This window comes from Sphingobium aquiterrae, from assembly GCF_037154135.1.
GTDB classification, from domain to species: domain Bacteria; phylum Pseudomonadota; class Alphaproteobacteria; order Sphingomonadales; family Sphingomonadaceae; genus Sphingobium; species Sphingobium aquiterrae.
Window position 1 is genome coordinate 120,219 of sequence record NZ_JBANFL010000009.1, and the last position, 21,693, is coordinate 141,911.

Here is a 21,693-nt window from a genome sequence, read left to right on the forward strand (position 1 = left end):
CAGGGTCCATCGTGCCCCACGCGACCACTGCGCGAGAGGAGGAATGGATGCTGAAACGAGTTCAGCATGACGAGCGGGAATGCGTGCGGATGTCACCCCACGCTCCCCTCAAGGGAAATCCCCAGCAGCTTCTGCGCTTCCACCGCGAATTCCATCGGCAGCTGTTGCAGCACTTCCTTGGCGAAACCGTTGACGATCAGCGACACCGCGCTTTCCTGGTCCAGGCCGCGCTGCATGGCATAGAACAGCTGGTCGTCGCTGATCTTGCTGGTCGTCGCCTCATGCTCGATCTGGGCGCTGGGGTTGCGCACCTCGATATAGGGCACGGTATGCGCGCCGCACTGGTCGCCCAGCAGCAGGCTGTCGCATTGGGTGAAGTTGCGCACGCCCTCGGCCGTGGGGCTGACGCGGACGAGGCCGCGATAGGTGTTGTTGCTCCTGCCCGCCGAAATCCCCTTCGACACGATGGTCGAGCGGCTGCCCTTGCCCAGGTGGATCATCTTGGTGCCGGTATCGGCCTGCTGCCTATTGTTGGTGAGCGCGACGGAATAGAATTCGCCGACGCTGTTTTCGCCCGCCAGCACGCAGCTGGGATATTTCCAGGTGATGGCGCTGCCGGTTTCCACCTGGGTCCAGCTCGTCTTGCTGTTCTTGCCCTGGCACAGCGCGCGCTTGGTGACGAAATTATAGATGCCGCCCTTGCCCTCCGCGTCGCCGGGATACCAGTTCTGCACGGTCGAATATTTGATCTCGGCATCGTCCAGCGCCACCAGTTCCACCACGGCGGCGTGCAGCTGGTTCTCGTCGCGCATCGGCGCGGTGCAGCCTTCCAGATAGCTCACATAGCTGCCCTTGTCGGCGACGATCAGCGTGCGCTCGAACTGGCCGGTATTCTCCGCATTGATGCGGAAATAGGTGGAAAGCTCCATCGGGCAGCGCACGCCCTCCGGAATGTAGACGAAGGTGCCGTCGGAGAAGACCGCGCAGTTCAATGTCGCGAAATAATTGTCGTGCATCGGCACGACCTTGCCCAGCCACTTCTTCACCAGCTCGGGATATTCGCGCACCGCCTCGCTGATCGAGCGGAAGATGACGCCCGCTTCCTCCAGCTCCTTGCGGAAGGTGGTGGCGACCGAGACGCTGTCGAACACCGCGTCCACCGCGATCTTGCGCGCGCCCTTGACCCCGGCGAGCACTTCCTGCTCGGCAATGGGGATGCCCAGCTTCTTGTAGGTGGCCAGAATCTCCGGGTCGAGCTCGTCCAGCGAGTTCAGCTCCGCCTTCTTCTTCGGCTCGGCATAATAATAGGCGTCCTGATAGTCGATCGGCGGCACGTTGAGCTTCGCCCAGTCCGGCGCCTCCATCGTCTTCCACATGGCGAAGGCTTTCAGGCGCCAGTCGAGCAGCCATTGCGGCTCGTTCTTCTTGGCCGAAATGAAGCGGACGGTATCCTCGTTCAGCCCCTTGGGCGCGAAATCCTGTTCGATGGCCGACGACCAGCCATGTTCGTAGACGGACGCGCGGTCCGCCGCTTCCTGCGCTTCGCGGTTCCTGATGGTCACGTCTTCGGTCATGCGGGTTCCCGGGAAAGGCTGGCAATGCTGACGCCGGCAAGGGCCTGGCGCACAGCGGCATTGGCGATGTTCATATGCGGCTTCACGCGGCAGTCCTGCTCCAATGTGCAGTCATGCGCGCCCTGGTCGGCGCAGGGGGTCATGGCGATCGGGCCTTCCACCGCCTCCACCACGTCGGCAAGGGAGATGGTGGCGGGCGGACGGCTGAGGCGCACGCCGCCGCCGGTGCCACGGGTCGATTCCAGCAGGCCGGCGGCCGACAGGCGACTGACCAGCTTCTGCGCGGTCGGCAGCGGGATGCCGGTTTCGGCGGACAATGTCGTCGCGTTCATCTTCGGCCGTTTTGCGTTGGTCGCCGGGTCAAGCCCGGCGTGGCCGCAATGACGGGCGGCGGCGGACATCATCACCACCGCATAATCGGCAAGGCTGGAGAGTCTCATTCGCTCTGGCTCATTAGCTCTGGCACATTGTCCTGGCGGCGCCCGTTCGTGACGTTTCCTGCGAACCATTCTCAAATCAGAGTGATTCGATCCGATTACGCATGTGGGCGTTCGGGATCGGGAAATCAACCCAAAAGGGATCAGCTGATCCGGTTGATCTCCGCCACCGCGCCGCCCATGTCGCGCCGCTGCAGGGTGAGGCGCGCGACGTCGGTCGGGTCGGACATCAGCTGATGCGGGGTCAGGCCGATGAAATGGCGAATCTCGCGGATGAAATGCGACTGGTCGTAAAAGGTGCCCTCGTCGCACAGCTCCGCCCAGGGCCGCTTGTCCACCACGATCTTGGCGGCGCAGCGCAGCGCGCGATATTTGCGGGCGAGCAGCTTGGGCGGGGCCCCGTAAAGGCGGTTGGCCAGACGCGCGCGCTGCCGGCCCGACAGATCCGTGACGCCCGCCAGCATTTCGATGCGGGGCGAATTTTCGTTGGCGAGCCAGTCGTCCACCGCCGCCACGAAGCGCGCGATGGCGGGCGGCGGTGCCGGCACCTGCGTCTTCAGGAAGCACCAGATGGCATCGACGGCCTGATCGACGCCGTCGATGCCGCGCAATTGCGTGAGCAGGGCGCGATAGGCGGGGTCTGCCCCGGTCTTGTCGGCGAGGCGGTCGCTCATCGCGCTTGCGTCCCCACAGTCGAGCGCCAGCCAGCCCAGCGGCAGCAGCGAAACCCCGATGACACAGCCCGGCCCGTCGAGCACGAAGCGCGTCGCGCCGAATGTCGGGCCGAGCAGGCAGACTTCGGGCGTGGGCAGCGCTCGTCCATCGTGGAAATGATAGAAGCCGCCCCCGTTCAGCATGAAGCGCAGTTGCCCGAAGTCGGCCCGCGTGGTGTCGGTGAATTGCGTGCGGTCGGCCGTGAACAGATAGAGCGCGCCAAAGGCATGGCGCAGTGATTCCGGTGGCGCAAAATAGCGCAAGCCGACGAATCCGTTCGGCTGTTGATCAAGAAATGCGTGGCGGCGGGGCACTGTTCAATCGCGCGCCACGGTCCCTTGGTCGCACTTTGCTTGACCCAATGCCGTGATCACCATCTTTTAGTCTCCCGAACCGCCTTCCTTCTGCGACAGGCTTTGCCACAGTGCAACAGCAGAAGCATAGTTAATGGCAAAGCGCGGCAACGGCGGAAGCCATGGTTCGGCAGGTGGCTGCAGCAGTACGCCAACAAAATGGCCCGGCAGGACGAATCCCACCGGGCCAGGAAAAGGTCTCTTTGTCACACGACCAAGAGCCCTTCGGGTCGCTAGGCGGCTCTACGCCACTCTGCCTGTCGGTTTATTGTATGGAATCGACATTTTGCGGTCGAAAACGGGGTATTTTCGCGGGTTTCGGGCACTGGAAATTGCGCAGGATCACGCCGCCCGTGTTTCCCGGAAACGACTCGGACTTTTGACGGGCGCATCCGCCGCTGGCATAGCCGCGCCATGATCTATGCCCTGCTGCGCCCGCTGCTTTTCCGCCTCGATGCCGAATCGGCCCACGCCTTCACCATCGCGATGCTGCGGCGCCTGCCGACACCGCGCGCGGTGTCGGCCGATCCCATGCTGGCGACCCGGGTTGCGGGGATCGATTTCCCCAATCCCGTCGGCCTGGCGGCGGGTTTCGACAAGGATGGGCTGGTCGCGCACAAGATGCCGGCGCTGGGCTTCGGCTTTGCCGAACTGGGCACGCTGACCCCCCTGCCCCAGGCCGGCAATCCGCGCCCGCGCCTGTTCCGGCTGGTGGAGGACCGGGCCGTCATCAACCGCATGGGCTTCAACAATGGCGGGCAGGCCGCCGCGGCGGCGCGGCTGGCGGCATTGCGCCCGCGCTTGCCCGACCGGGGCGGCATCATCGGCGTCAATATCGGCGCGAACAAGGATGCGGCGGACAGGATCGCCGATTATGCCACCGGCGTGCAGGCCATGTCACCCCATGCCGATTACCTGACCGTCAACATTTCCTCGCCCAACACGCCGGGCCTGCGCGCGCTGCAGGATCGCGGGGCGCTGGACGCGCTGCTGGCGGCGGTGATGGCGGCGCGGGGGGCCGGCGGCCCGCCCATTTTCCTCAAGGTCGCGCCCGACCTGGAGCCCGCCGATATCGACGATATCGCGGCCTGCGTGCTCGATCACCGGGTCGATGCGCTGATCGTGTCGAACACCACCATCGGCCGTCCGCCGCTGCGGTCGCGCTGGGCCGGGGAGACGGGCGGGCTTTCGGGCGCGCCGCTCCATGACATGGCACTGGCCCGGCTGCGCGATTTCCGCAAGGCAACCGGGGGCGCCGTGCCGCTGATCGGCGCGGGCGGCATATCGCGCGCGGACCAAGCCTATGCCCGCATCCGCGCCGGCGCCAGCCTGGTCCAGCTCTACAGCGCCATGGTGTATGAAGGGCCGTATCTCGCCCGGCGCATCGCCCTTGGCCTCAAGGCGCTGATGCAGCGCGATGGCCATGAAAGCATCGCGCAGATAGTGGGAATCGACGCCTGAACCGTCCTTTCGCGTAGAACAGGGACGAGGTGACGACATGACGGGACAAAGCACTTGCAGCATCGGGGCGGGCCGATAGGGTGCGCGCCATGATCCGTCGCATATTGATGGCGTTCGCCGTCCTCGCCCTTCCCGTCACCGTCCATGCCCCCGTTCATGCCCAGGGTGTCGTTTCCGCTGCCGATCCGCGCGCGAGCGCCGCGGGGCAGGAAATCCTGAAAAAGGGCGGCAGCGCCACCGACGCGGCGATGGCGATCATGCTGGCGCTGACCGTGGTGGAACCGCATAACAGCGGCATCGGCGGCGGCGGCTTCCTGATCCATCATGACGGCAAGACCGGCGTGCTGGACACGATCGACGGGCGGGAGACCGCGCCGGCCGCCGCGCGACCCGATCGCTTCATGGGCGCCGACGGCAAGCCCCTGCCCTTCATCCAGGCGTGGCCGGGCGGCTATTCGGCCGGCGTGCCGGGCAATCTGCGGCTTGCCGCCATGGCGCATGCCAAATGGGGCAAGCTGCCCTGGGCCGATCTGTTCGCGCCGGCCATCCGCTATGCCGAAGAGGGTTTCGAGATCCGTCAGCGGCTGTCCACCGCGCTGACCGCCGTCGAGCCGGTGTGGAAGGACTTCCCGGAGATGCGGGACCTCTATTATCAGGATGGCAAGATTCCGCCCGTCGGCACCGTCTTCAAGAACCCGAAGCTGGCCGCGATCCTGAAGCGCATCGCCGCCGAGGGGCCGGAAGCCTTCTATAGCGGGTCCAATGCGGAGGCGCTGTCGGCCGCCGTCACCCATGCGCCGAAGAACCCGGTGCCGATGACCCTGGAGGACATCGCCGGATACAAGGCGAAGGAGCGCCCGCCGGTCTGCGGCAAATATCGCGTCTACACCATCTGCGGCATGGGGCCGCCCTCCTCCGGCGCCGTCACGGTGCTGCAGATATTGGGCATGGTCGAGCGGTTCGACCTCAAGGCCATGGGCAAGGACAGTCCGCTCGCCTGGCATGTGATCGGCGAAGCGATGCAACTCGCCTATGCCGACCGCGAGAAATATCTGGGCGACCGCGATTTCGTTTCCGTGCCGCTCGCCGGGATGATCGACCCCGCCTATCTGGCCCGCCGCTCGCGCCTGATCTCATTGAAGAAGACGCTGCCGGCCTATGAGGCGGGCACGCCGCCGGGGGCGCAGCCGCGCACGGCGGCGATCTCGTCCGAAGTCGCGGGCACCAGCCATTTCGTCGCGATCGACAAGAATGGCGACATCGTGTCGATGACCTCCACCATCGAAAGCTTCTTCGGCAGCCAGCTGACCGCCAATGGCTACAGCATCAACAACGAGCTGACCGACTTCACCTTCGCGCCGGAAAAGGATGGCGCGCCTGTCGCCAACCGGGTGGAGGCGGGCAAGCGCCCTCTCTCCTCCATGTCGCCCACCATCGTCTATGACGAGGCCGGAAAGCCGATCTTCACCGTCGGCGCGGCGGGCGGCAAGACCATCATCATGCAGGTGGCCAAGGCGCTGATCGCGCATTTCGACTGGGGCCTTTCGGCGCAGGATTCGATCGCCATGGGGCTGGAGTTCTTCAACAAGGACGGGCTGGTGCTGGAGCAGGGCACCGACCTGGAGAAGATGAAGGCGTCGCTGGAGGCGCTGGGCCATAGCGTGTCCGTTGCGAAGATGGGGCTGAAGGCGAATGCGGCGGAGAAGGTGGGCGATCATTGGGTGGGCGCCGCCGACCCGCGCAGCCCCGGCGTCTCGCTTCAGGAATAGGCCGGGCGGCGCGATCGCCGACGCGATATTTTCGGATGGTCCTGCGGGAATCGTCGTCCTATAGCGCTGGTCAGGCGACAGCGGCGCGCGCCCGGCGCGCGACCCAAGATCGCGCGCAGGAGCCATGATGTCCGATAGCCAGGGATTCCCCAATCTCGTCACCATGTTCTTTATCCGCGCGGCCGAGCGCGGCGACGCGCCGTTCCTGTGGCGCAAGATCGAGGGGCGATGGACGCCGATCAGCTGGGCGGAGGCCGCGCGGCAGGTGGCGGCGCTCGCCGCCGCGCTGAAGCGCGAGGGGCTGCGCACCGGCGATACGGTGATGCTGGTCAGCGAGAACCGGCCGGAATTCTGCATTGCCGATCTGGCGATCATGGCGGCCGGGGGCGTCTCCGTGCCAACCTACACCACCAACACGACCCGCGATCATGAGCATATCCTGACCGACAGCGGCGCCTGTGCCGTCATCGTCTCCACCGCCAAGCTCGCCAGAACGCTGATGCCCGCGGTGCTGCGGTCGCGCGCGCGGCTGGTGATCGGCATGGAGCCGCTGCGCGCGATGCAGGGCGACGCGCTGAAGGTGCGGGACTGGAGCGCGCTGGTGGCGGGCGAGCATGCCGATGTCGCGGCCTGCGCGGCGGCGCAGACGGCGCAGCGCGCCGACCTGGCCTGCATCATCTACACCAGCGGCACCGGCGGCGCGCCGCGCGGCGTAATGCAGCATCACGGGGCCATCCTCTGCAATATCGAGGGTGCCTATGCGCTGGTGGAAGAGGATTTCGGCGTGGGGGAGGAAGTGTTCCTCTCCTTCCTGCCCTTGAGCCATGCCTATGAGCATAGCGGTGGCCAGTTCCTGCCGATCATGGTCGGCGGCCAGATCTATTATGCCGAAGGGCTGGAAAAGCTGGCCGCCAATATCGAGGAAGTGCGCCCGACGATCATGGTCGTCGTCCCCCGCCTGTTCGAGGTGCTGCGCACCCGCGTGCTGAAGGCGGTGGAAAAACAGGGCAGGCTGCCGATGTTCCTGCTGGAACAGGCGATCCGGCTGGGCGCGAAGGAACTGGCGGGCAGGCAGGGCATATTGGATGCGCCGATGAAGCTGCTGGTCGATCGCACCATCCGGCCGAAGGTGCGGGGCCGCTTTGGCGGGCGGATGAAGGCGATGGTGTCGGGCGGCGCGCCGCTCAACCCGGATGTCGGCAACTTCTTCCAGGGGCTCGGGATTCCGCTGTTGCAGGGCTATGGCCAGACCGAGGCCGGGCCGGTGATCAGCTGCAACCGCCCCTCTGCGGGCATCAAGATGGATACGGTCGGCCCGCCGCTCAAGGGCGTGGAGGTGAGGATCGCCGACGATGGCGAAATCCTGGTGCGCGGCGAAATGGTGATGCTGGGCTATTGGCGCAATCCGGTCGAGACCGAGCGGGTGCTGGTCGACGGCTGGCTGCACACCGGCGACATCGGGCAGATCGACCGGCGTGGGCGCATCCGCATCACCGACCGGAAGAAGGACCTGATCGTCAACGACAAGGGGGACAATGTCGCGCCGCAGAAGGTGGAAGGCATGCTGACCCTGCAGCCGGAAATCGGCCAGGCGATGGTCTCGGGCGACCGGCGGCCCCATATCGTCGGCCTGATCGTGCCCGATCCCGAATGGATGCTTGAATGGGGCAAGGCGCATGATGTGGAGCCGACGCTGGCGGTGCTGCGCGACGATGCCGGTTTCCTTGCCGCCTTGCGGGCGGCGGTGGACCGGGTGAATGAGGAACTGTCCGTCACCGAGCGCGTGCGCCGCTTCATCCTGGCCGACGAACCCTTCAGCATCGAAAATGGCGAGATGACCCCGTCCATGAAGATCCGCCGCCACATGCTGCGCGCGCGCTATCAGGAGCGGCTGGACGCGCTGTATCGGGCCTAGTGCCGGTCGACGTTCAGCCCAATTCACAAGAGATGCTCATTTTTGTGTTCCTGCGAAGGCAGGAACCCGGCAAGGAATGTGACGTATCGAAACGTTCCAGCGCCCCTCACCCGGCCGGCCGCAACCCCGCCAGCCATTCGCCGATCATCGCGCGGCCGGCCGTGACCGCGCCGGGGCCATGGGCGGCGTGATCCTCCCGCAAGGCGTGGGGGCATTGCGCGCAGCTGTCCAGATCGGCCCAGAAATGGGTCAGCCAGTCCTCGAAGCGCGGATCTTCGCCCATTTCGGCGTGGAATTGCAGCGCGAGCAGATTGGGGCCACGCCGGAAGGCCTGATGCGCATAGGCCGCCGTCGAGGCGAGCAGTTCCACGCTGTCGGGCAGGTCGAAGGTGTCGCTGTGCCAGTGCAGCACCGGCACGTCCGCCAGATGCCGGACCGGCGAGGCATGGCCTGACGCGTTGAGCGCCACCGGCGCGAAGCCCAGCTCCATCGTCCCGCCCGGATAGACCGGCGCGCCCAGTGCCGCCGCGATCATCTGGCTGCCCAGGCACACGCCCAGCGTCGGCCGATCCCGCTCCAGCCGCGCCGCGAGCTTTTCCAGCTGCAGCGCGATCCACGGGTGGGCTTCCTGCTCGTAGACCCCCATCGGGCCGCCCATCATGATCAGCAGGTCGGGCGAGATCAGGTCCGCCTGCGCAAAGGCCGGGTCGGCCACATCCACGCGGACGATCTCGTACCCCGCCGCCTCGATGGGGTGCAGGAAACCGGCGGCCCCTTCGCGGGGAACATGGCGGACGATGAGGGCGGTCTTCACGGATGGGGCTTCAGGGGGTTCGGCATGATCTGGCTGGTGTTTTCGGGATCAGGAATATGGCGGCAATGCCGAAAGGGCCAGATATCGCTTCTTGGCGGGGGTGAAAGTGGCCTATCCTGCTCATTATTGCCAAATGGCTGCCTTGCGGGGCATCGTACAACCACCCGGAGCTTGACGATGACCATTACCATTACCGCCTTTGAACGGTCCCCCGATCGCGGCAGGGGACTGGCGCGTGACATGCCTGTTCGCTGGGCGCTCGAAGAAGTGGGCCAGGCTTACGACGTTCGTCTTCTTTCATTCGGTGCGATGAAGGAGCCCGCGCATCGTGCGCTGCATCCTTTCGGACAGATTCCGACCTATGAAGAAGGCGATCTCGTCCTGTTCGAATCGGGGGCGATCGTGTTCCATATCGCGGAGCGGCATGCGGGCCTGCTGCCGGAGGATGCGAATGCGCGGGCGCGTGCGATCACATGGATGTTTGCCGCGCTCAGCACGATGGAGCCGCCGATCGTCGATCGGACAATCGTCAAGCTCATGGAGCATGACAAGAGCTGGTACGCGGAGCGGCTGCGTGTTGTCGAGGATCGCATCCGTGGCCGGTTGGACGAACTTTCCAGACGGCTTGGCGATGCCGACTGGCTGGACGGTGGGTTCAGCGCCGGCGACCTGCTGATGGTGGCGGTACTGCGCAGGTTGAGCGGATCGGGTATATTGGAAGGCTATCCGAACCTCTTCGCCTATGTCGCCCGCGGCGAAGCGCGGCCCGCCTACAAGCGGGCGTTCGATGCTCAACTGGCGGTTTTCACCGGCACCGCACCGACCGGCTGATAGCGGCGGCCTTTGGGCTTTGGGGCGTTTTCCAGTCAGCTCGACTCATCTGGCGGCTCGGAAAATGCGTTAAATCAAAAGCATGGAGCGTTTGATCCGACGCAATCGGATCGCAATCCGCTTTCGCGCGTGACAATTGCGAACGGACACCATTGACCGGAAGCAGGCTCAACGCCTCTTCACGTCAGCATGGGCCGCAGCCCGGATCAGAACTTGAAGACCGTCCCCAGATAGACGGCCTGGCTGTCCTGCCGGTCGTCGGTCATCGGGGCAAGGCGCATGGAGCCGCGATAGCGGACGCCCGCCGTCACATTGACGTTGCGGGTCAGCGAATAGGAACTGGCCACGTCAAGCGAATAGGGTTTTTCGGTGCCCAGCGTCACGCCGGTGCCGGCATCATGCTTGGCATCGACCAGGACATTGGTGCTGAACCGGCTCTTCTTCACCGTATCGAGCGTGAAGCTGCGCGCATTGCCCGAAAGCGTCACGACGGGCGCTTCGTCGAGGTCGCGCTTGCCGACCGATTCTGGCAAGGCGAACTTGCGCCAGCCACGCGACAGGTCGAGGTTGAAGGCCACCGGCGTGATCGACACGCCCGGCACCGAGCGATCGGCCCGGTCGCCATTGTCGCCCGCGCGCACCAGCACGGTGATGGAGCGGCGGCCGCTCATCGATCCGCTGGTCGGCGTGAAGCGGAAGCTCTTGCGCGCGCCGCTCAGCACAGCCTTTTCATAGGCGGCGGCAAGGCGCTGATCCCGGGTGATCGGGGTGAAGGAGCCGATGCTGCCGAGGCGGGCGAGGGACACGGGCAGATCGCTGCGCGCGGCCATCATCGCGCCGGCCGCGCCCATGGCGGGAGACAAGGCGACAGCCATCGCGGCAATCGCCACGGCTCCCGAAGCCAGATATCCCCTTTTTACGCGCATCGGACTCGACTCAATTGCCCCAACTTCAAACGTTACAACGCCATAACATTGCAAAACCGCCATTGGCTAGTGCGGCCCTGGCTTTTGTGTACAGCTGTTGCACGGAACACACAGAATCGCGGGCTTGCCGATTGGCGCTGCGTCACTATAGATGCCGGGATTGCCCGCTGCCTGCAAGGAAGTGCCCAGATGACCCGCCGGCCCCCCATTCGCCGCTTTTCCTTCACCCTCGTCGCCGCTGCGGCGCTGTTGCCGCTCGCTGCCTGTGGCGGCGGCACGAAGGACCGCCCCAAGGCCGACCTTGCCGCGTCGAAGGTGACGACCATCGGCGTCAACAGCTATCTGTGGCAGGCGAGCCTTGAAACCCTGTCGTTCATGCCGCTGCTGCAGACGGATTCGAACGGCGGCGTGATCGTGACCGACTGGTATGCCAATCCGCAGAGCCCGTCCGAGCGGATGAAGCTGACGGTATCCATCCTGGACCAGGATCTGCGCGCGGACGCCGTGCGCGTCGCCGCCAGCCGCCAGGTGATGCAGGGCGGGCAGTGGATCGACGCGCCGGTACAGGCCGCGACGGTGCAGAAGCTGGAGGAAATCATCCTCACCAAGGCGCGCGACCTGCGCCGCATGGCCATTAACGGCTGAGACCTGGCAACGGTTGGGATTGGCAACGGCCAGGATCGACCCGGCGGGCGCCGGCCAGAGCCGCCGCCCGCGCCCCCGCAAGGAGTAATTGATGCAAAGGCGGTTCAATCCGTTTGAGGCCGACGCGCGCTGGCAGGCGGTGTGGGACGAGCGGCAGAGCTTTCGCGCGTCCGACGACGCCGACAAGCCGCGTTCCTATGTGCTGGAGATGTTCCCCTATCCTTCCGGGCGTATCCATATCGGCCATGTCCGCAACTATTCCATGGGCGACGTGCTGGCCCGCTTCCGCCGGATGACCGGCCATGAAGTGCTGCACCCCATGGGCTGGGACGCCTTCGGCATGCCGGCTGAAAATGCCGCGATGGAGAAGAAGGTGCATCCGGGCGACTGGACGCGCCAGAACATCGCCACCATGCGCGCGCAGCTCAAGAAGCTGGGCTTCGCGCTGGACTGGAGCCGCGAACTCGCCACCTGCGAGCCCGATTATTACGGCCATGAACAGGCGTTGTTCCTGGACATGCTGGAAGCGGGCCTTGTCTATCGCAAGGAATCGGCGGTCAACTGGGACCCGGTCGACATGACCGTGCTCGCCAATGAGCAGGTGATCGACGGCAAGGGCTGGCGCTCCGGCGCGCCGGTGGAAAAGCGCAAGCTTTCCCAGTGGTTCCTCAAGATCACCCAATTTGCCGACGACCTGCTGGACGGGCTGAAAACGCTCGATCACTGGCCCGAAAAGGTCAAGCTGATGCAGGAAAACTGGATCGGCAAGTCGGTCGGCCTGCAGTTCGGCTTCGCGCTGGACCGCGCCGTGGGCGACATCGACCGGCTGGAGGTGTTCTCCACCCGCCCGGACACGATCTTCGGCGCGAGCTTTGCCGCCATCGCCGCCGATCACCCGATCGCGCTGGCGCTGGCCGAAAAGGATACCGCGCTCGCCGCCTTTGCCGATGAATGCCGCCAGACCGGCACCGCCGCGGCCGAGGTGGAGACGCAGGAGAAGAAGGGCTATGACACCGGCCTGTCGGTGATCCATCCCTTCCTGCCCGATTGCAGGCTGCCGCTGTTCGTCGCGAATTTCGTGCTGATGGACTATGGCACCGGCGCCGTGATGGGCGTGCCCGCGCACGACCAGCGCGACCTGGATTTCGCGCGCAAATATCTGCTGGCCGTCGAGCGCGTGGTCGCGCCTGAAGGCGACGAACAGGCGCCCATCCATGACGAGGCCTATACCGGCCCCGGCAAGCTGGTGAACTCCCGCTTCCTTGACGGCATGGCCGTGGAAGAGGCGAAGGCCGAGGTCATCAAGCGCGCCGAGGCGGAAGGCTGGGGCACCGGCACCACCGTCTGGCGGCTGCGCGACTGGGGCGTGTCGCGCCAGCGTTATTGGGGCACGCCGATCCCGGTCATCCATTGCGAAAGCTGCGGCCCGGTGGGCGTGCCCAAGGACCAGCTGCCCGTGATACTGCCCGAGGACGTCGGCTTCGACATCCCCGGCAACCCGCTGGACCGGCACCCGACATGGAAGCATGTCGATTGCCCGGCCTGCGGCAAGCCCGCCGTGCGCGAGACCGACACGCTCGACACCTTCGCCGATTCGAGCTGGTATTTCATCCGCTTCGCCAGCCAGCCCAAGGACAAGCCTTTCGACCGCGCGACGGTGGAGAAGTGGCTGCCCGTCGGCCAGTATATCGGCGGGGTCGAACATGCGATCCTGCATCTGCTCTATGCCCGTTTCTGGACCCGCGCGCTGCAGCATATGGGCCAGATCGGTTTTGCCGAGCCGTTCACCGGCCTGTTCACCCAGGGCATGGTGACGCACGAGACCTACAAGTCGCCCGAGGGCGCATGGCTTGCCCCGCAGGATGTCGAGCGGCGCGGCGAGAGCGTTGTCATGGTCGAAACCGGCGCGCCGGTGACGATCGGCCGCGTCGAGAAGATGTCCAAGTCCAAGAAGAATGTCGTCGATCCCGATGACATCATCGGCCAATATGGCGCGGACGCGGTGCGCTGGTTCATGCTGTCCGACAGCCCGCCGGAGCGCGACCTGCCCTGGACGGAAAGCGGCATCGAGGGCTCATGGCGCTTCGTCAATCGCTTGTGGCGGCTCTTCGGCCAGATCGATTCCGGGGCGCAAGGCGAAGACAAGGCTTTGGACCGCAAGCTACACCAGACGATCGACGGCGTGGCCAGGGATATCGAGGCATTGTCCTTCAACAAGGCGGTGGCGAAGATCTACGAACTCACCAACGCCATCGAAAAGGCCGCGCCCTCCGCCTCGCGCAGTGCCGCCATCCGCGCGCTCGCCCTGCTGGTGGCGCCGATGACGCCGCATCTGGCCGAGGAAGCCTGGGCGGACATGAGCGCGGACAATGGCTGCGAGGGCCTGATCGCCGATGCGGCCTGGCCGCCGGTCGATCCGGCGCTGCTGGTCGATGACGAAGTGACCATCGCCTGCCAGGTGATGGGCAAGCTGCGCGACACCATCACCGTGCCCAAGGGGACGCCGAAGGACGAGCTGGAGCGTCTGGCGCTGGCCGCGCCCAATGTCGCCCGCACGCTGGATGGCGCGAGCCCGAAGAAAGTGATTGTCGTGCCCGACCGGCTGGTCAATCTGGTCATCTGAACCCGAATGCCATCCGTTCGGGCCGGGCCTGTCGAGGCATTGTCCTTCACGTCAAGGAAGAACGGCATGTCAAGGAAGAACGGCCCCTTCGACAAGCTGGGGGCGAACGGCTAAAGGTTGGTCCATGAAGCGTTTGCTGCCCCTTCTCGCCGTCACGGCATTGCTCTCCGCCTGTGGCCTGCGGCCCGTCTATAGCGGCGGCAGCAGCGGGCCGGTCGCCCGCTCGCTCTCCAATGTCGAGGTTGCGCCGATCGAGGGGAAGGCCGGCTGGTTGGTGCGCAATGCGCTGGTCGACAAGCTGCCCAAGGGCGGGAACGGGCCGCGCTATCGGCTGGTCGTGAAGCTGGATGACAATATCCAGGGCTTCGGCGTGCGCGCGGACGATGCGATCACGCGGGAGCGGCGGACCCTGCGCGCCCGCTACCAGCTGTTCGACGGCGCGACCGGCGTGCAGATGGTGGACGATACGGCCGGCTCCGATGCGGGCATCGACGTCGTCAGCAGCGAATATGCGACCATCGCGGCGGAAGACACCGCGATGGAGCGCCTGTCGGGCATCGTGGCCGACCAGATCATCGGCCGCCTCGCCTTGTTCGCCAGCAAGGGCGAGGCTGCAGCCCCTCCTTCCCCCGCCCCTCTTCCGGCACCAGCCTCATCTTCGGCGCCGACTCCCGCCGCCCTGCCCCGTGAAGGCCAATAAGGGCCAGATCGAGCGGGCGCTGGATGCGCCGCCCGCCGACATCCGCCTGTTCCTGCTCTATGGCCCGGACGAATCGGGCAGCGCCGCGCTGGCGAAGCGGCTGGAGCGGGCCATGGGGCCGGACGCCGAGCGGATCGATCTGGATGCATCGACGCTGAAGGGCGATCCCGCCCGCCTTGCCGACGAAGCCGCCGCGCTTTCCATGTTCGGCGACAAGCGCTGGATTCGCGTGATGCCCGCGGGCGACGAGATCGTGCCGGCGGTCGAGGCGCTGATGCAGGCGTCGCAGGCCGGCAACCCCGTCGTGGCGGTGGCCGGCGCGCTCAAGGGCACGTCGAAACTGGTGAAGCTGTGCCTTGAGAACAAGGCGGTCATGGCCTGCATCAGCTATGTGCCCGAGGGCCGCGACGCCGAGCAGATCGCCATAGGCATCGCCCGCGACCGTGGCCTGCGCCTTTCGCCCGACCTTGCCCGGCGCATCACGGCGCTGGCCGGCGGCGACCGCGCGTTGATGGCGGGCGAGATCGAGAAGGTGGCGCTCTATCTCGATGCGGCGCCCGACCGGCCGGCGGAAGCCACGGCCGAAGTGCTGAACGCGCTCTCCGCCGACAGCGTGGACGAGGATGGCGGCGCGCTGGTGAATGCCGTGCTGGGCGGCGATCTGCGAACGATGAACCGGGAAATGGTCCGCGCGGGATCGAATCTGGCGGCCGTGCTGCGCCCGTTGCAGAACCGCGCCATGCTGATCGCCGGCATCCGCGCCGATTTCGACCGCAGTGGCCGGGTGGACGAAGCGGTGAAGGCCGCGGGCAAGGCGGTGTTCTGGAAGGACGAGAAAGCGGTGCAGCGGCAGGTGCGGCTATGGGATTGCGCCGGCATCGCCCGCGTCATCGCCCGGCTTGGCGCGGCGGAGCGGGCCAGCCGGTCGGGGCGGGGCGCCGCCGACGTGCTGGTCGCGCACGAACTGCTGGCCATCGCCCGGCAGGCGGCACGGGAACGCTGAGTTGCGTGTCAGTTGCGGGATTGATCCGCCCCGCGCCTTTCCCCATATTCGCCCCATGGAAAAGCTGAACCTGACCGAAGCGGAATGGCGCGAGAAACTCGGGCCGGAGCGTTATCACATCCTGCGCGAAGGCGGCACGGAGCGGGCCTTCACCGGCGCATATAATGCCAACAAGAAGGACGGCGTCTATTATTGCGCCGGCTGCGGTGCCGAACTGTTCGACGCGCAGGAAAAATATGACAGCGGCTCGGGCTGGCCGAGTTTCACCGCGCCGGTCGATGCGGACGCGGTGGAGGAGCTGCGCGACTCCAGCCATGGCATGGTCCGCACCGAAGTGCGCTGCGCCACATGCGAAGGGCATCTGGGCCATGTGTTCCCGGATGGACCGGGCGTCACGGGCCTGCGCTACTGCATGAACAGCGCCTCGCTCGATTTCAAGCCGCACGAGGATTGATTGTCGGCACATTGCCCGGCCGCATGCTGACGATGTCCGTCCCCCACCCGGCGACATGGCCGGCGTTCAGCAGACATAAATTGTCGATCGGCTCATACCGCCCCGCTTGTATGGCGCAGGGCAAGCGCGTATCCGGAGCGGCAGATCATGGCACGAGCGGGCAAGAGCACTAAGGAGCGCGGGCGCGCAAGGCTGTGGGCGATCCGGGCGGTAAAGGCCGGCGCGCTGGCGGCGGTTGGCGCTCTCATCGCGCTGGCGATCGCCGTGGTGGTGGCGATGCAATCGCTGCCCAGCTTTGAATCGCTCAAATCCTCGCCCAATGGCCAGATGATCCGCGTGCATGCGGCCGACGGCAGCGTCATCGTGTCGCTGGGGCCGAGCTTTGGCCGCTGGCTTTCCTTTCGCGATATTCCGCCGGTGATGGCGGAGGCGATGGTCTCCGTGGAGGACAAGCGTTTCTACCATCACCCCGGCGTCGACCCCATTGGTCTGGCGCGTGCCGCCTGGCTGGCCTTCGACCGGCGCGGGCAGGGGCGCCGTTTGCAGGGCGCCTCCACCATCACCCAGCAGGTGACGCGCAACATCTTCCTCAACAACAGCTATAGTTTCGGCCGCAAGGCGCGGGAGATGATCCTGGCGCTGGCGCTGGAGCGCAAGTTCAGCAAGCAGCAGATATTGGAGCTGTACCTGAACAAGGTCTATTTCGGCGGCGGCGCCTATGGCATTGATGCGGCCAGCCGCAAATTCTTCGGCCATGATGCGACGCATCTGAGCCTGGCCGAATCGGCGATCATCGCCGGTCTGGTGAAGGCGCCCTCCAGCTATTCCCCCACCGCCGACGCGGAGGCCGCCATCGGCCGCGCGGGCGTGGTGCTCAACGTCATGCGCGAAAATGGCACGATCACCAGCCAGCAGCTGCAGGACGCCGATCTGGCATCGGTGAAGATGGCGCCCGAGCCGCCGCAGAACAGCGTGCGCTATTTCACCGACTGGGCGCTGCCGCAGCTCGACCTGCTGGTGGATGAAAAGACCGAGCCGCTGGAGGTGTGGACCACCATCGACCTTGGCATGCAGAGCGCGGCGACCTCCGCCATCCAGGCCAATGTGCCCAGGGGCACGCAAGGCGCGCTGGTCGCGCTGGACCGTGACGGCGCGGTGCGCGCGATGGTGGGCGGGCTCGATTATGTGGGTTCGAACTACAACCGCGCGACGCAGGCGGTGCGCCAGCCGGGCTCTGCCTGGAAACTGTTCGTCTATATGGCGGCGCTGGAGGCGGGCTACACGCCCGACACCGCGGTGACGGACGAGCCGGTGAACATCAATGGCTGGCAGCCGCGCAACAGTTCCGGCCGCTATTCGGGCAATATCGACGTCCGCACCGCCTTTGCCTATTCGATCAACACCGTCGCGGCGAAGCTGGGCGTGGAGGTGGGCTTTCCCACCATCGCCGACATGGCCCGGCGCTTCGGCATCTCGACGCCGATCAACACCCATCCCTCCATGGTGCTCGGCACGTCCGACGTGCGCCTGATCGACATGACGCGCGCCTATGCCTCGGTCGCGCGCAAGGGCATTGCGGTGGCGCCCTATGGCATCACCCGCGTCACCACCGCCGACGGGCGCGAACTCTACCGCCATGAGGATGACACCAGCCGCGTGCTCGTGGCGCCCTGGGTCGCGGCGGGGATGACCGACCTCATGCAGACGGGCGTCTCCATCGGCACCGGCAAGGCCGCGCAGATCGGCCGCCCGGTGGCGGGCAAGACCGGCACGACCAGCAGCAACAAGGATGGCTGGTTCATGGGCTTTTCCAGCGGCATCACGACGGGCGTGTGGATGGGCCGCGACGATGCGCGCGCTGTCGGCGGGCTGCAGGGCGGCCGCGCCCCGGCGCAGGCCTTTGCCCAGTTTATGAAGGTTGCGGTGGCCAAACGCCCCGTCGAGCAGTTCGAAACCCAGGTGACATTGCCCGAATGGCAGCTGGAGCCGGATGCGGAGAGCTATTACGGCCAGCCCGACAACGGCCAGTTCGTGGACGAGAACGGCATGCCGATCGAAGGCCGCGCCCAGCCGCAGGATCAGCAGGACGAAGACGCCCCACCCCCCGCCGCCGGCCCGACCCAGCCGGCCCTGGAAGCACCGCCCCGGATCGACCAGCAGTGGATCGACAATGTGCTGGGCCGCGACCGCCAGCAACAGGGCCAGCGCCCGACACAACCCCGCACCCGTCCTCGGGAGGGGGATCAGGGGAATTAGGGCTGGGGTGTGGAGTGGCGGGGATGGCGAAATGGGTGGAGGGCAGACGATTGGACGACGACTACCAGTTGCCGCCTATCTTGGAGATTTGCTCAAGGAGCGCCGTCTTGGAGGCGGTGCGGCGTGTTCCAGCATTCCTGGGCACGCTGACTTCACCCACGACGATGCGCCGCGCCGCGATTTCTTCGCCCAGCGCTGCGAGGCTGATAGCCTCACGCTTCGTCTTCAAGGTCTTGAACGCCATAATCTTGCGCCGTCTCTTCACGAATCCTGCGATCCATATAGTCACGATCCAGTCCTTTAGAAAGCTTGAACAGCGCCTTTGCCTGGTCAAGCATTTCGTTCGCTGAGCCCGACGCGAATTGTCCCATGCGATCCGCAATCAAATCTTCGACGGAGATGACGGCCACGGAGCCATGGTCGCCTATCTCGATCACCCGCAGGAGATCATTGTCTGCCAAGCCGTCAAGCAACCGACTGCCGACCACCTCAAAGCCGAGCTTGAGGTCGGGATGAATCCAGCCTCGCAAGGAGAGACCTGCTCCCTTTGGCCGGACAAAACCGTGCTGGGCCATTATCGTCTCCAGCATTGTTTGCTGTGATGAAACCAGATCGAAATCGCCGGTATTCAACACCCCTTGTGTGTAGAGCTCAACAGCACCGCCACCGACGAGAATGGGCGGCCTGTGGCCATGTGCGTCCATTGCCGAACTGATCTGCGCCAGCATATTCAGGGCTGCTTCAAACTGGGGGCGCCATAGTGACATCAACTTCAACTTCGGTTTGGGATGGTGTTAAAGACGACGGCTCATGCTCTTATCATACTCTAAGGCCTGTGGGGATTCATCGTGAGTTGATGACGGCGGCAGTGAGGTAGATCATTGCCTCGAAGCTCTGATCGATTTTGCAGGCGCGCATGGCAATGCGTTTGAACTCTTTGAGTTTGCAGAAGAAGTTTTCGATGAGATGTCGCTATTTGTACATCTCGGCATCGAGCGGGATCGGCTTGGCCCGGCGGGGTGCTGCGAGATAACGATCTGCGCGCCGCGATGGTCGAGATTGGCGACGATGGTGTTGCTGTCGAAGGCCTTGTCGGCGATGAGGGGCCCGAACCCGACGCCATCGATCAGCGAGGCGACGCCGACGGTATCGAAGCGATGACCCGGCAAGCCGACACCCCCCTAAAACTCCACCTCAAGCTCGATCATCTCCACCGGCTCGGCCCTGGCCGCTTCCAGCCATTCGATCATCGGCGCCCAGGCCATGATCGTGTCGCAATAGGCGGCGCTCTTGTCCGACATCGGCACGGCGTAGGTGAGGAAGCGGGTGGCGACGGGGGCGAACATCGCGTCGGCGACCGTGGGGGTCGCGCCGAACAGGAAGGGGCCGCCGTAGCGCGTCAGGCATTCCTGCCAGATCGTCTCGACCCGCTCGATATCGGGCTTGGCGCCGGAAAAGATCGGGAAGGTCTCATGCCGGACCTGCAGGTTCATCGGCAGCGCCGAGCGCAGGTTGGTGAAGCCGGAATGGATTTCGCCGGAAATCGAGCGGCAATGCGCGCGGGTGATGCGGTCGGCCGGATACATGCCGGCATCGGGGTACAGCTCGTTGAGATATTCGGCGATGGCCAGCGTGTCCCACACGCTCGCGCCTTCATGCGTGAGGCGCGGCACCAGCACCGAGGGGGACAGCAGCAGCAATTCGGCGCGGTTCGCCGGATCGTCCATGCTGATGATCTGCTCCTCGACTTCCAGCCCCGCCAGCTTGCAGAGCAGCCATCCGCGAAGGGACCAGGAGGAATAATTCTTGCTGGAGAGCGTAAGTTGCGCCTTGGCCATAATGTCCCCCGCTCCCGACCTGCACGACGATCATGCTTGCTTTCGGTCATGATGCAACGCAGCATAGATGCACAAATGATGGCAAAGGAAAAGGGCCAACCTTCCCGGGAAGCAGGAGGATGCCCGATGGTCGCGTGGGGGATATGGTTTTGTATCAGGGATATCAGGCTTTTACGGATGCGATGACGCCGCTCCGCATGGCCGCGCAACTTTCACTGTCATGGCGCGACCGTTGGGGAACGCTGGGGCAGGGGCCGATGGCGCGGCGTGGATTCGCGCTGGCGGAGATGCTTTTGTCCGCCCGTTTCACCCATGACCGGCCGTCCTATGATATCACGCAGGTCCAGTCGGGCAATGCGATGGTCGGCGTGCGCGAGGAAGTGGTCACGCAATTGCCCTTCGGCAACCTGCTGCATTTCGCCAAGGACGATGTGGGCGCGCCGCAGCCCAGGATGCTGGTCATCGCGCCCCTTTCCGGCCATTTCGCGACCTTGTTGCGCGATACGGTGCATGTGCTGCTGCGCGACCATGATGTCTATATCACCGACTGGAAGAATGCGCGGGACGTGCCGCTTTCGGCGGGGCGCTTCGGTTTCGAGGACTATGTGGATTATGTGATCCACTTCATCCAGGATCTGGGGCCGCGCGCCAACATCCTGGCGGTGTGCCAGCCCTGCGTGCCCGCGCTCGCCGCCGTGGCGCTGATGGCGGAGGACAACGACCCCAGCCAGCCGCGCACGATGACGCTGATGGGCGGGCCGGTCGATACCCGCGTGTCGCCCACCGTCGTCAACGAACTGGCGACCAGCAAGTCGCTCGACTGGTTCGAGAAGAAGCTGATTTCGCGGGTGCCGTGGCGGCACAAGGGCGGCGGGCGGCGGGTCTATCCCGGCTTCCTGCAGCTTGTCGCCTTCATGTCGATGAACCTTGAGCGGCATGGCGCGCAATATCGCAAGCTCTACCAGCATCTGGCCGATGGCGAGCCGATGGAAGCGACCCGAATCCGCGACTTCTACGACGAATATTTCGCTGTGCTCGACATGCCGGCGGAATATTATCTGGAAACGGTGGACCTGGTGTTCCAGCGCGCCGCCCTTGCTGCGGGCGAGCTTACCCATCGCGGGCGGCCGGTGCGTCCGGAGGCGATCCACCGCACCGCCCTGCTCACCGTCGAGGGCGAGCGGGACGATATCTGCGCCGTGGGGCAGACCTCTGCGGCGCATCTGCTCTGCTCCAGCCTGCGGCCGCATCTCAAGCGCCATCATCTGCAGCCGGGCGTGGGCCATTATGGCATCTTTGCCGGCAGCAAATGGGAAAAGCAGGTCTATCCGCAGGTGCGTAACATGGTGCTGGCGATGGCCTGACGCGGGGCGTGAGCTT

General features: G+C 65.4%; 20 protein-coding genes. 11 read left to right on the plus strand and 9 right to left on the minus strand.

Annotated features, from left to right (window positions below):
- Positions 1-92 precede the first annotated feature (92 nt).
- From sufB to WFP78_RS11600, 3 genes are all read right to left on the minus strand, one after another.
- The gene (gene sufB / locus WFP78_RS11590; protein ID WP_336962132.1) at positions 93-1,574 is read right to left on the minus strand and encodes a Fe-S cluster assembly protein SufB; all 1,482 of its coding nucleotides are present in this window, start codon (positions 1,572-1,574) and stop codon (positions 93-95) included.
- Positions 1,571-2,014: an RrF2 family transcriptional regulator gene (locus WFP78_RS11595; protein WP_336962134.1), complete on the minus strand. Its 444-nt coding sequence runs from the start codon at positions 2,012-2,014 to the stop codon at positions 1,571-1,573. Before WFP78_RS11595 ends, sufB begins: the two co-directional genes overlap by 4 nt.
- Before the next feature lie 140 nt (positions 2,015-2,154).
- Positions 2,155-2,988 carry a helix-turn-helix domain-containing protein gene (locus WFP78_RS11600; protein WP_336962136.1) on the minus strand — a complete coding sequence of 278 codons (834 nt, stop codon included), beginning with the start codon at positions 2,986-2,988 and terminating at the stop codon, positions 2,155-2,157.
- Between the two features lie 504 nt (positions 2,989-3,492).
- On the opposite strand from WFP78_RS11600, the gene WFP78_RS11605 reads away from it, so the two are divergent.
- The 3 genes from WFP78_RS11605 (at position 3,493) to WFP78_RS11615 (ending at position 8,223) form a co-directional block, all read left to right on the plus strand.
- On the plus strand, positions 3,493-4,539 hold the full coding sequence (locus WFP78_RS11605) for a quinone-dependent dihydroorotate dehydrogenase (protein WP_336962137.1): 1,047 nt from the start codon (positions 3,493-3,495) through the stop codon (positions 4,537-4,539).
- Positions 4,540-4,628: 89 nt separating this feature from the next.
- On the plus strand, positions 4,629-6,308 hold the full coding sequence (ggt, locus tag WFP78_RS11610; protein WP_336962139.1) for a gamma-glutamyltransferase: 1,680 nt from the start codon (positions 4,629-4,631) through the stop codon (positions 6,306-6,308).
- Positions 6,309-6,435: 127 nt separating this feature from the next.
- Entirely contained in the window at positions 6,436-8,223 is a 1,788-nt protein-coding gene (locus WFP78_RS11615) for an AMP-dependent synthetase/ligase (protein ID WP_336962141.1), read from the plus strand.
- A gap of 106 nt (positions 8,224-8,329) precedes the next feature.
- On the opposite strand, the gene WFP78_RS11620 is transcribed toward WFP78_RS11615, so the two are convergent.
- Positions 8,330-9,037, minus strand: coding sequence for a glutamine amidotransferase (locus WFP78_RS11620; RefSeq protein WP_336962144.1), 708 nt, complete (start codon positions 9,035-9,037; stop codon positions 8,330-8,332).
- Between the two features lie 24 nt (positions 9,038-9,061).
- On the opposite strand from WFP78_RS11620, the gene WFP78_RS11625 reads away from it, so the two are divergent.
- The gene (locus WFP78_RS11625; RefSeq protein WP_336962147.1) at positions 9,062-9,868 is read left to right on the plus strand and encodes a glutathione S-transferase family protein; all 807 of its coding nucleotides are present in this window, start codon (positions 9,062-9,064) and stop codon (positions 9,866-9,868) included.
- Positions 9,869-10,074: 206 nt separating this feature from the next.
- Here WFP78_RS11625 and WFP78_RS11630 read toward each other — a convergent pair whose 3' ends face one another.
- Positions 10,075-10,794 carry a hypothetical protein gene (locus WFP78_RS11630; protein WP_336962150.1) on the minus strand — a complete coding sequence of 240 codons (720 nt, stop codon included), beginning with the start codon at positions 10,792-10,794 and terminating at the stop codon, positions 10,075-10,077.
- A 189-nt stretch (positions 10,795-10,983) separates the two neighbouring features.
- Here WFP78_RS11630 and WFP78_RS11635 point away from each other — a divergent pair, with 189 nt between their 5' ends.
- From WFP78_RS11635 to WFP78_RS11660, 6 genes are all read left to right on the plus strand, one after another.
- Positions 10,984-11,439 carry a DUF3576 domain-containing protein gene (locus WFP78_RS11635; RefSeq protein WP_336962153.1) on the plus strand — a complete coding sequence of 152 codons (456 nt, stop codon included), beginning with the start codon at positions 10,984-10,986 and terminating at the stop codon, positions 11,437-11,439.
- 91 nt (positions 11,440-11,530) lie between these two features.
- On the plus strand, positions 11,531-14,062 hold the full coding sequence (gene leuS, locus WFP78_RS11640; RefSeq protein WP_336962156.1) for a leucine--tRNA ligase: 2,532 nt from the start codon (positions 11,531-11,533) through the stop codon (positions 14,060-14,062).
- 124 nt (positions 14,063-14,186) lie between these two features.
- Positions 14,187-14,762, plus strand: a complete 576-nt coding sequence (lptE, locus tag WFP78_RS11645) for an LPS assembly lipoprotein LptE (RefSeq protein WP_336962159.1) — start codon at positions 14,187-14,189, stop codon at positions 14,760-14,762.
- On the plus strand, positions 14,749-15,765 hold the full coding sequence (gene holA, locus WFP78_RS11650) for a DNA polymerase III subunit delta (protein WP_336962162.1): 1,017 nt from the start codon (positions 14,749-14,751) through the stop codon (positions 15,763-15,765). Before lptE ends, holA begins: the two co-directional genes overlap by 14 nt.
- Positions 15,766-15,820: 55 nt before the next feature.
- On the plus strand, positions 15,821-16,219 hold the full coding sequence (msrB, locus tag WFP78_RS11655; RefSeq protein WP_336962164.1) for a peptide-methionine (R)-S-oxide reductase MsrB: 399 nt from the start codon (positions 15,821-15,823) through the stop codon (positions 16,217-16,219).
- 147 nt (positions 16,220-16,366) lie between these two features.
- On the plus strand, positions 16,367-18,475 hold the full coding sequence (locus tag WFP78_RS11660) for a transglycosylase domain-containing protein (RefSeq protein WP_336962167.1): 2,109 nt from the start codon (positions 16,367-16,369) through the stop codon (positions 18,473-18,475).
- 61 nt (positions 18,476-18,536) lie between these two features.
- Here the strand turns inward: WFP78_RS11660 and WFP78_RS11665 are convergent, their stop codons facing one another.
- The 4 genes from WFP78_RS11665 to WFP78_RS11680 all read right to left on the minus strand — a co-directional run bounded on the left by WFP78_RS11665 (position 18,537) and on the right by WFP78_RS11680 (position 20,313).
- The gene (locus WFP78_RS11665; protein WP_336962170.1) at positions 18,537-18,719 is read right to left on the minus strand and encodes a hypothetical protein; all 183 of its coding nucleotides are present in this window, start codon (positions 18,717-18,719) and stop codon (positions 18,537-18,539) included.
- The gene (locus WFP78_RS11670; RefSeq protein ID WP_336962172.1) at positions 18,688-19,203 is read right to left on the minus strand and encodes a hypothetical protein; all 516 of its coding nucleotides are present in this window, start codon (positions 19,201-19,203) and stop codon (positions 18,688-18,690) included. The genes WFP78_RS11665 and WFP78_RS11670 overlap by 32 nt, the downstream gene beginning before the upstream one ends.
- A 150-nt stretch (positions 19,204-19,353) precedes the next feature.
- Positions 19,354-19,644 carry a hypothetical protein gene (locus WFP78_RS11675; RefSeq protein ID WP_336962175.1) on the minus strand — a complete coding sequence of 97 codons (291 nt, stop codon included), beginning with the start codon at positions 19,642-19,644 and terminating at the stop codon, positions 19,354-19,356.
- Between the two features lie 12 nt (positions 19,645-19,656).
- Positions 19,657-20,313, minus strand: coding sequence for a glutathione S-transferase (locus WFP78_RS11680; RefSeq protein WP_336962178.1), 657 nt, complete (start codon positions 20,311-20,313; stop codon positions 19,657-19,659).
- Between the two features lie 143 nt (positions 20,314-20,456).
- Between WFP78_RS11680 and WFP78_RS11685 the strand changes: the two genes are divergently transcribed.
- Entirely contained in the window at positions 20,457-21,677 is a 1,221-nt protein-coding gene (locus tag WFP78_RS11685) for a polyhydroxyalkanoate depolymerase (RefSeq protein ID WP_336962354.1), read from the plus strand.
- Positions 21,678-21,693: the final 16 nt, after the last annotated feature.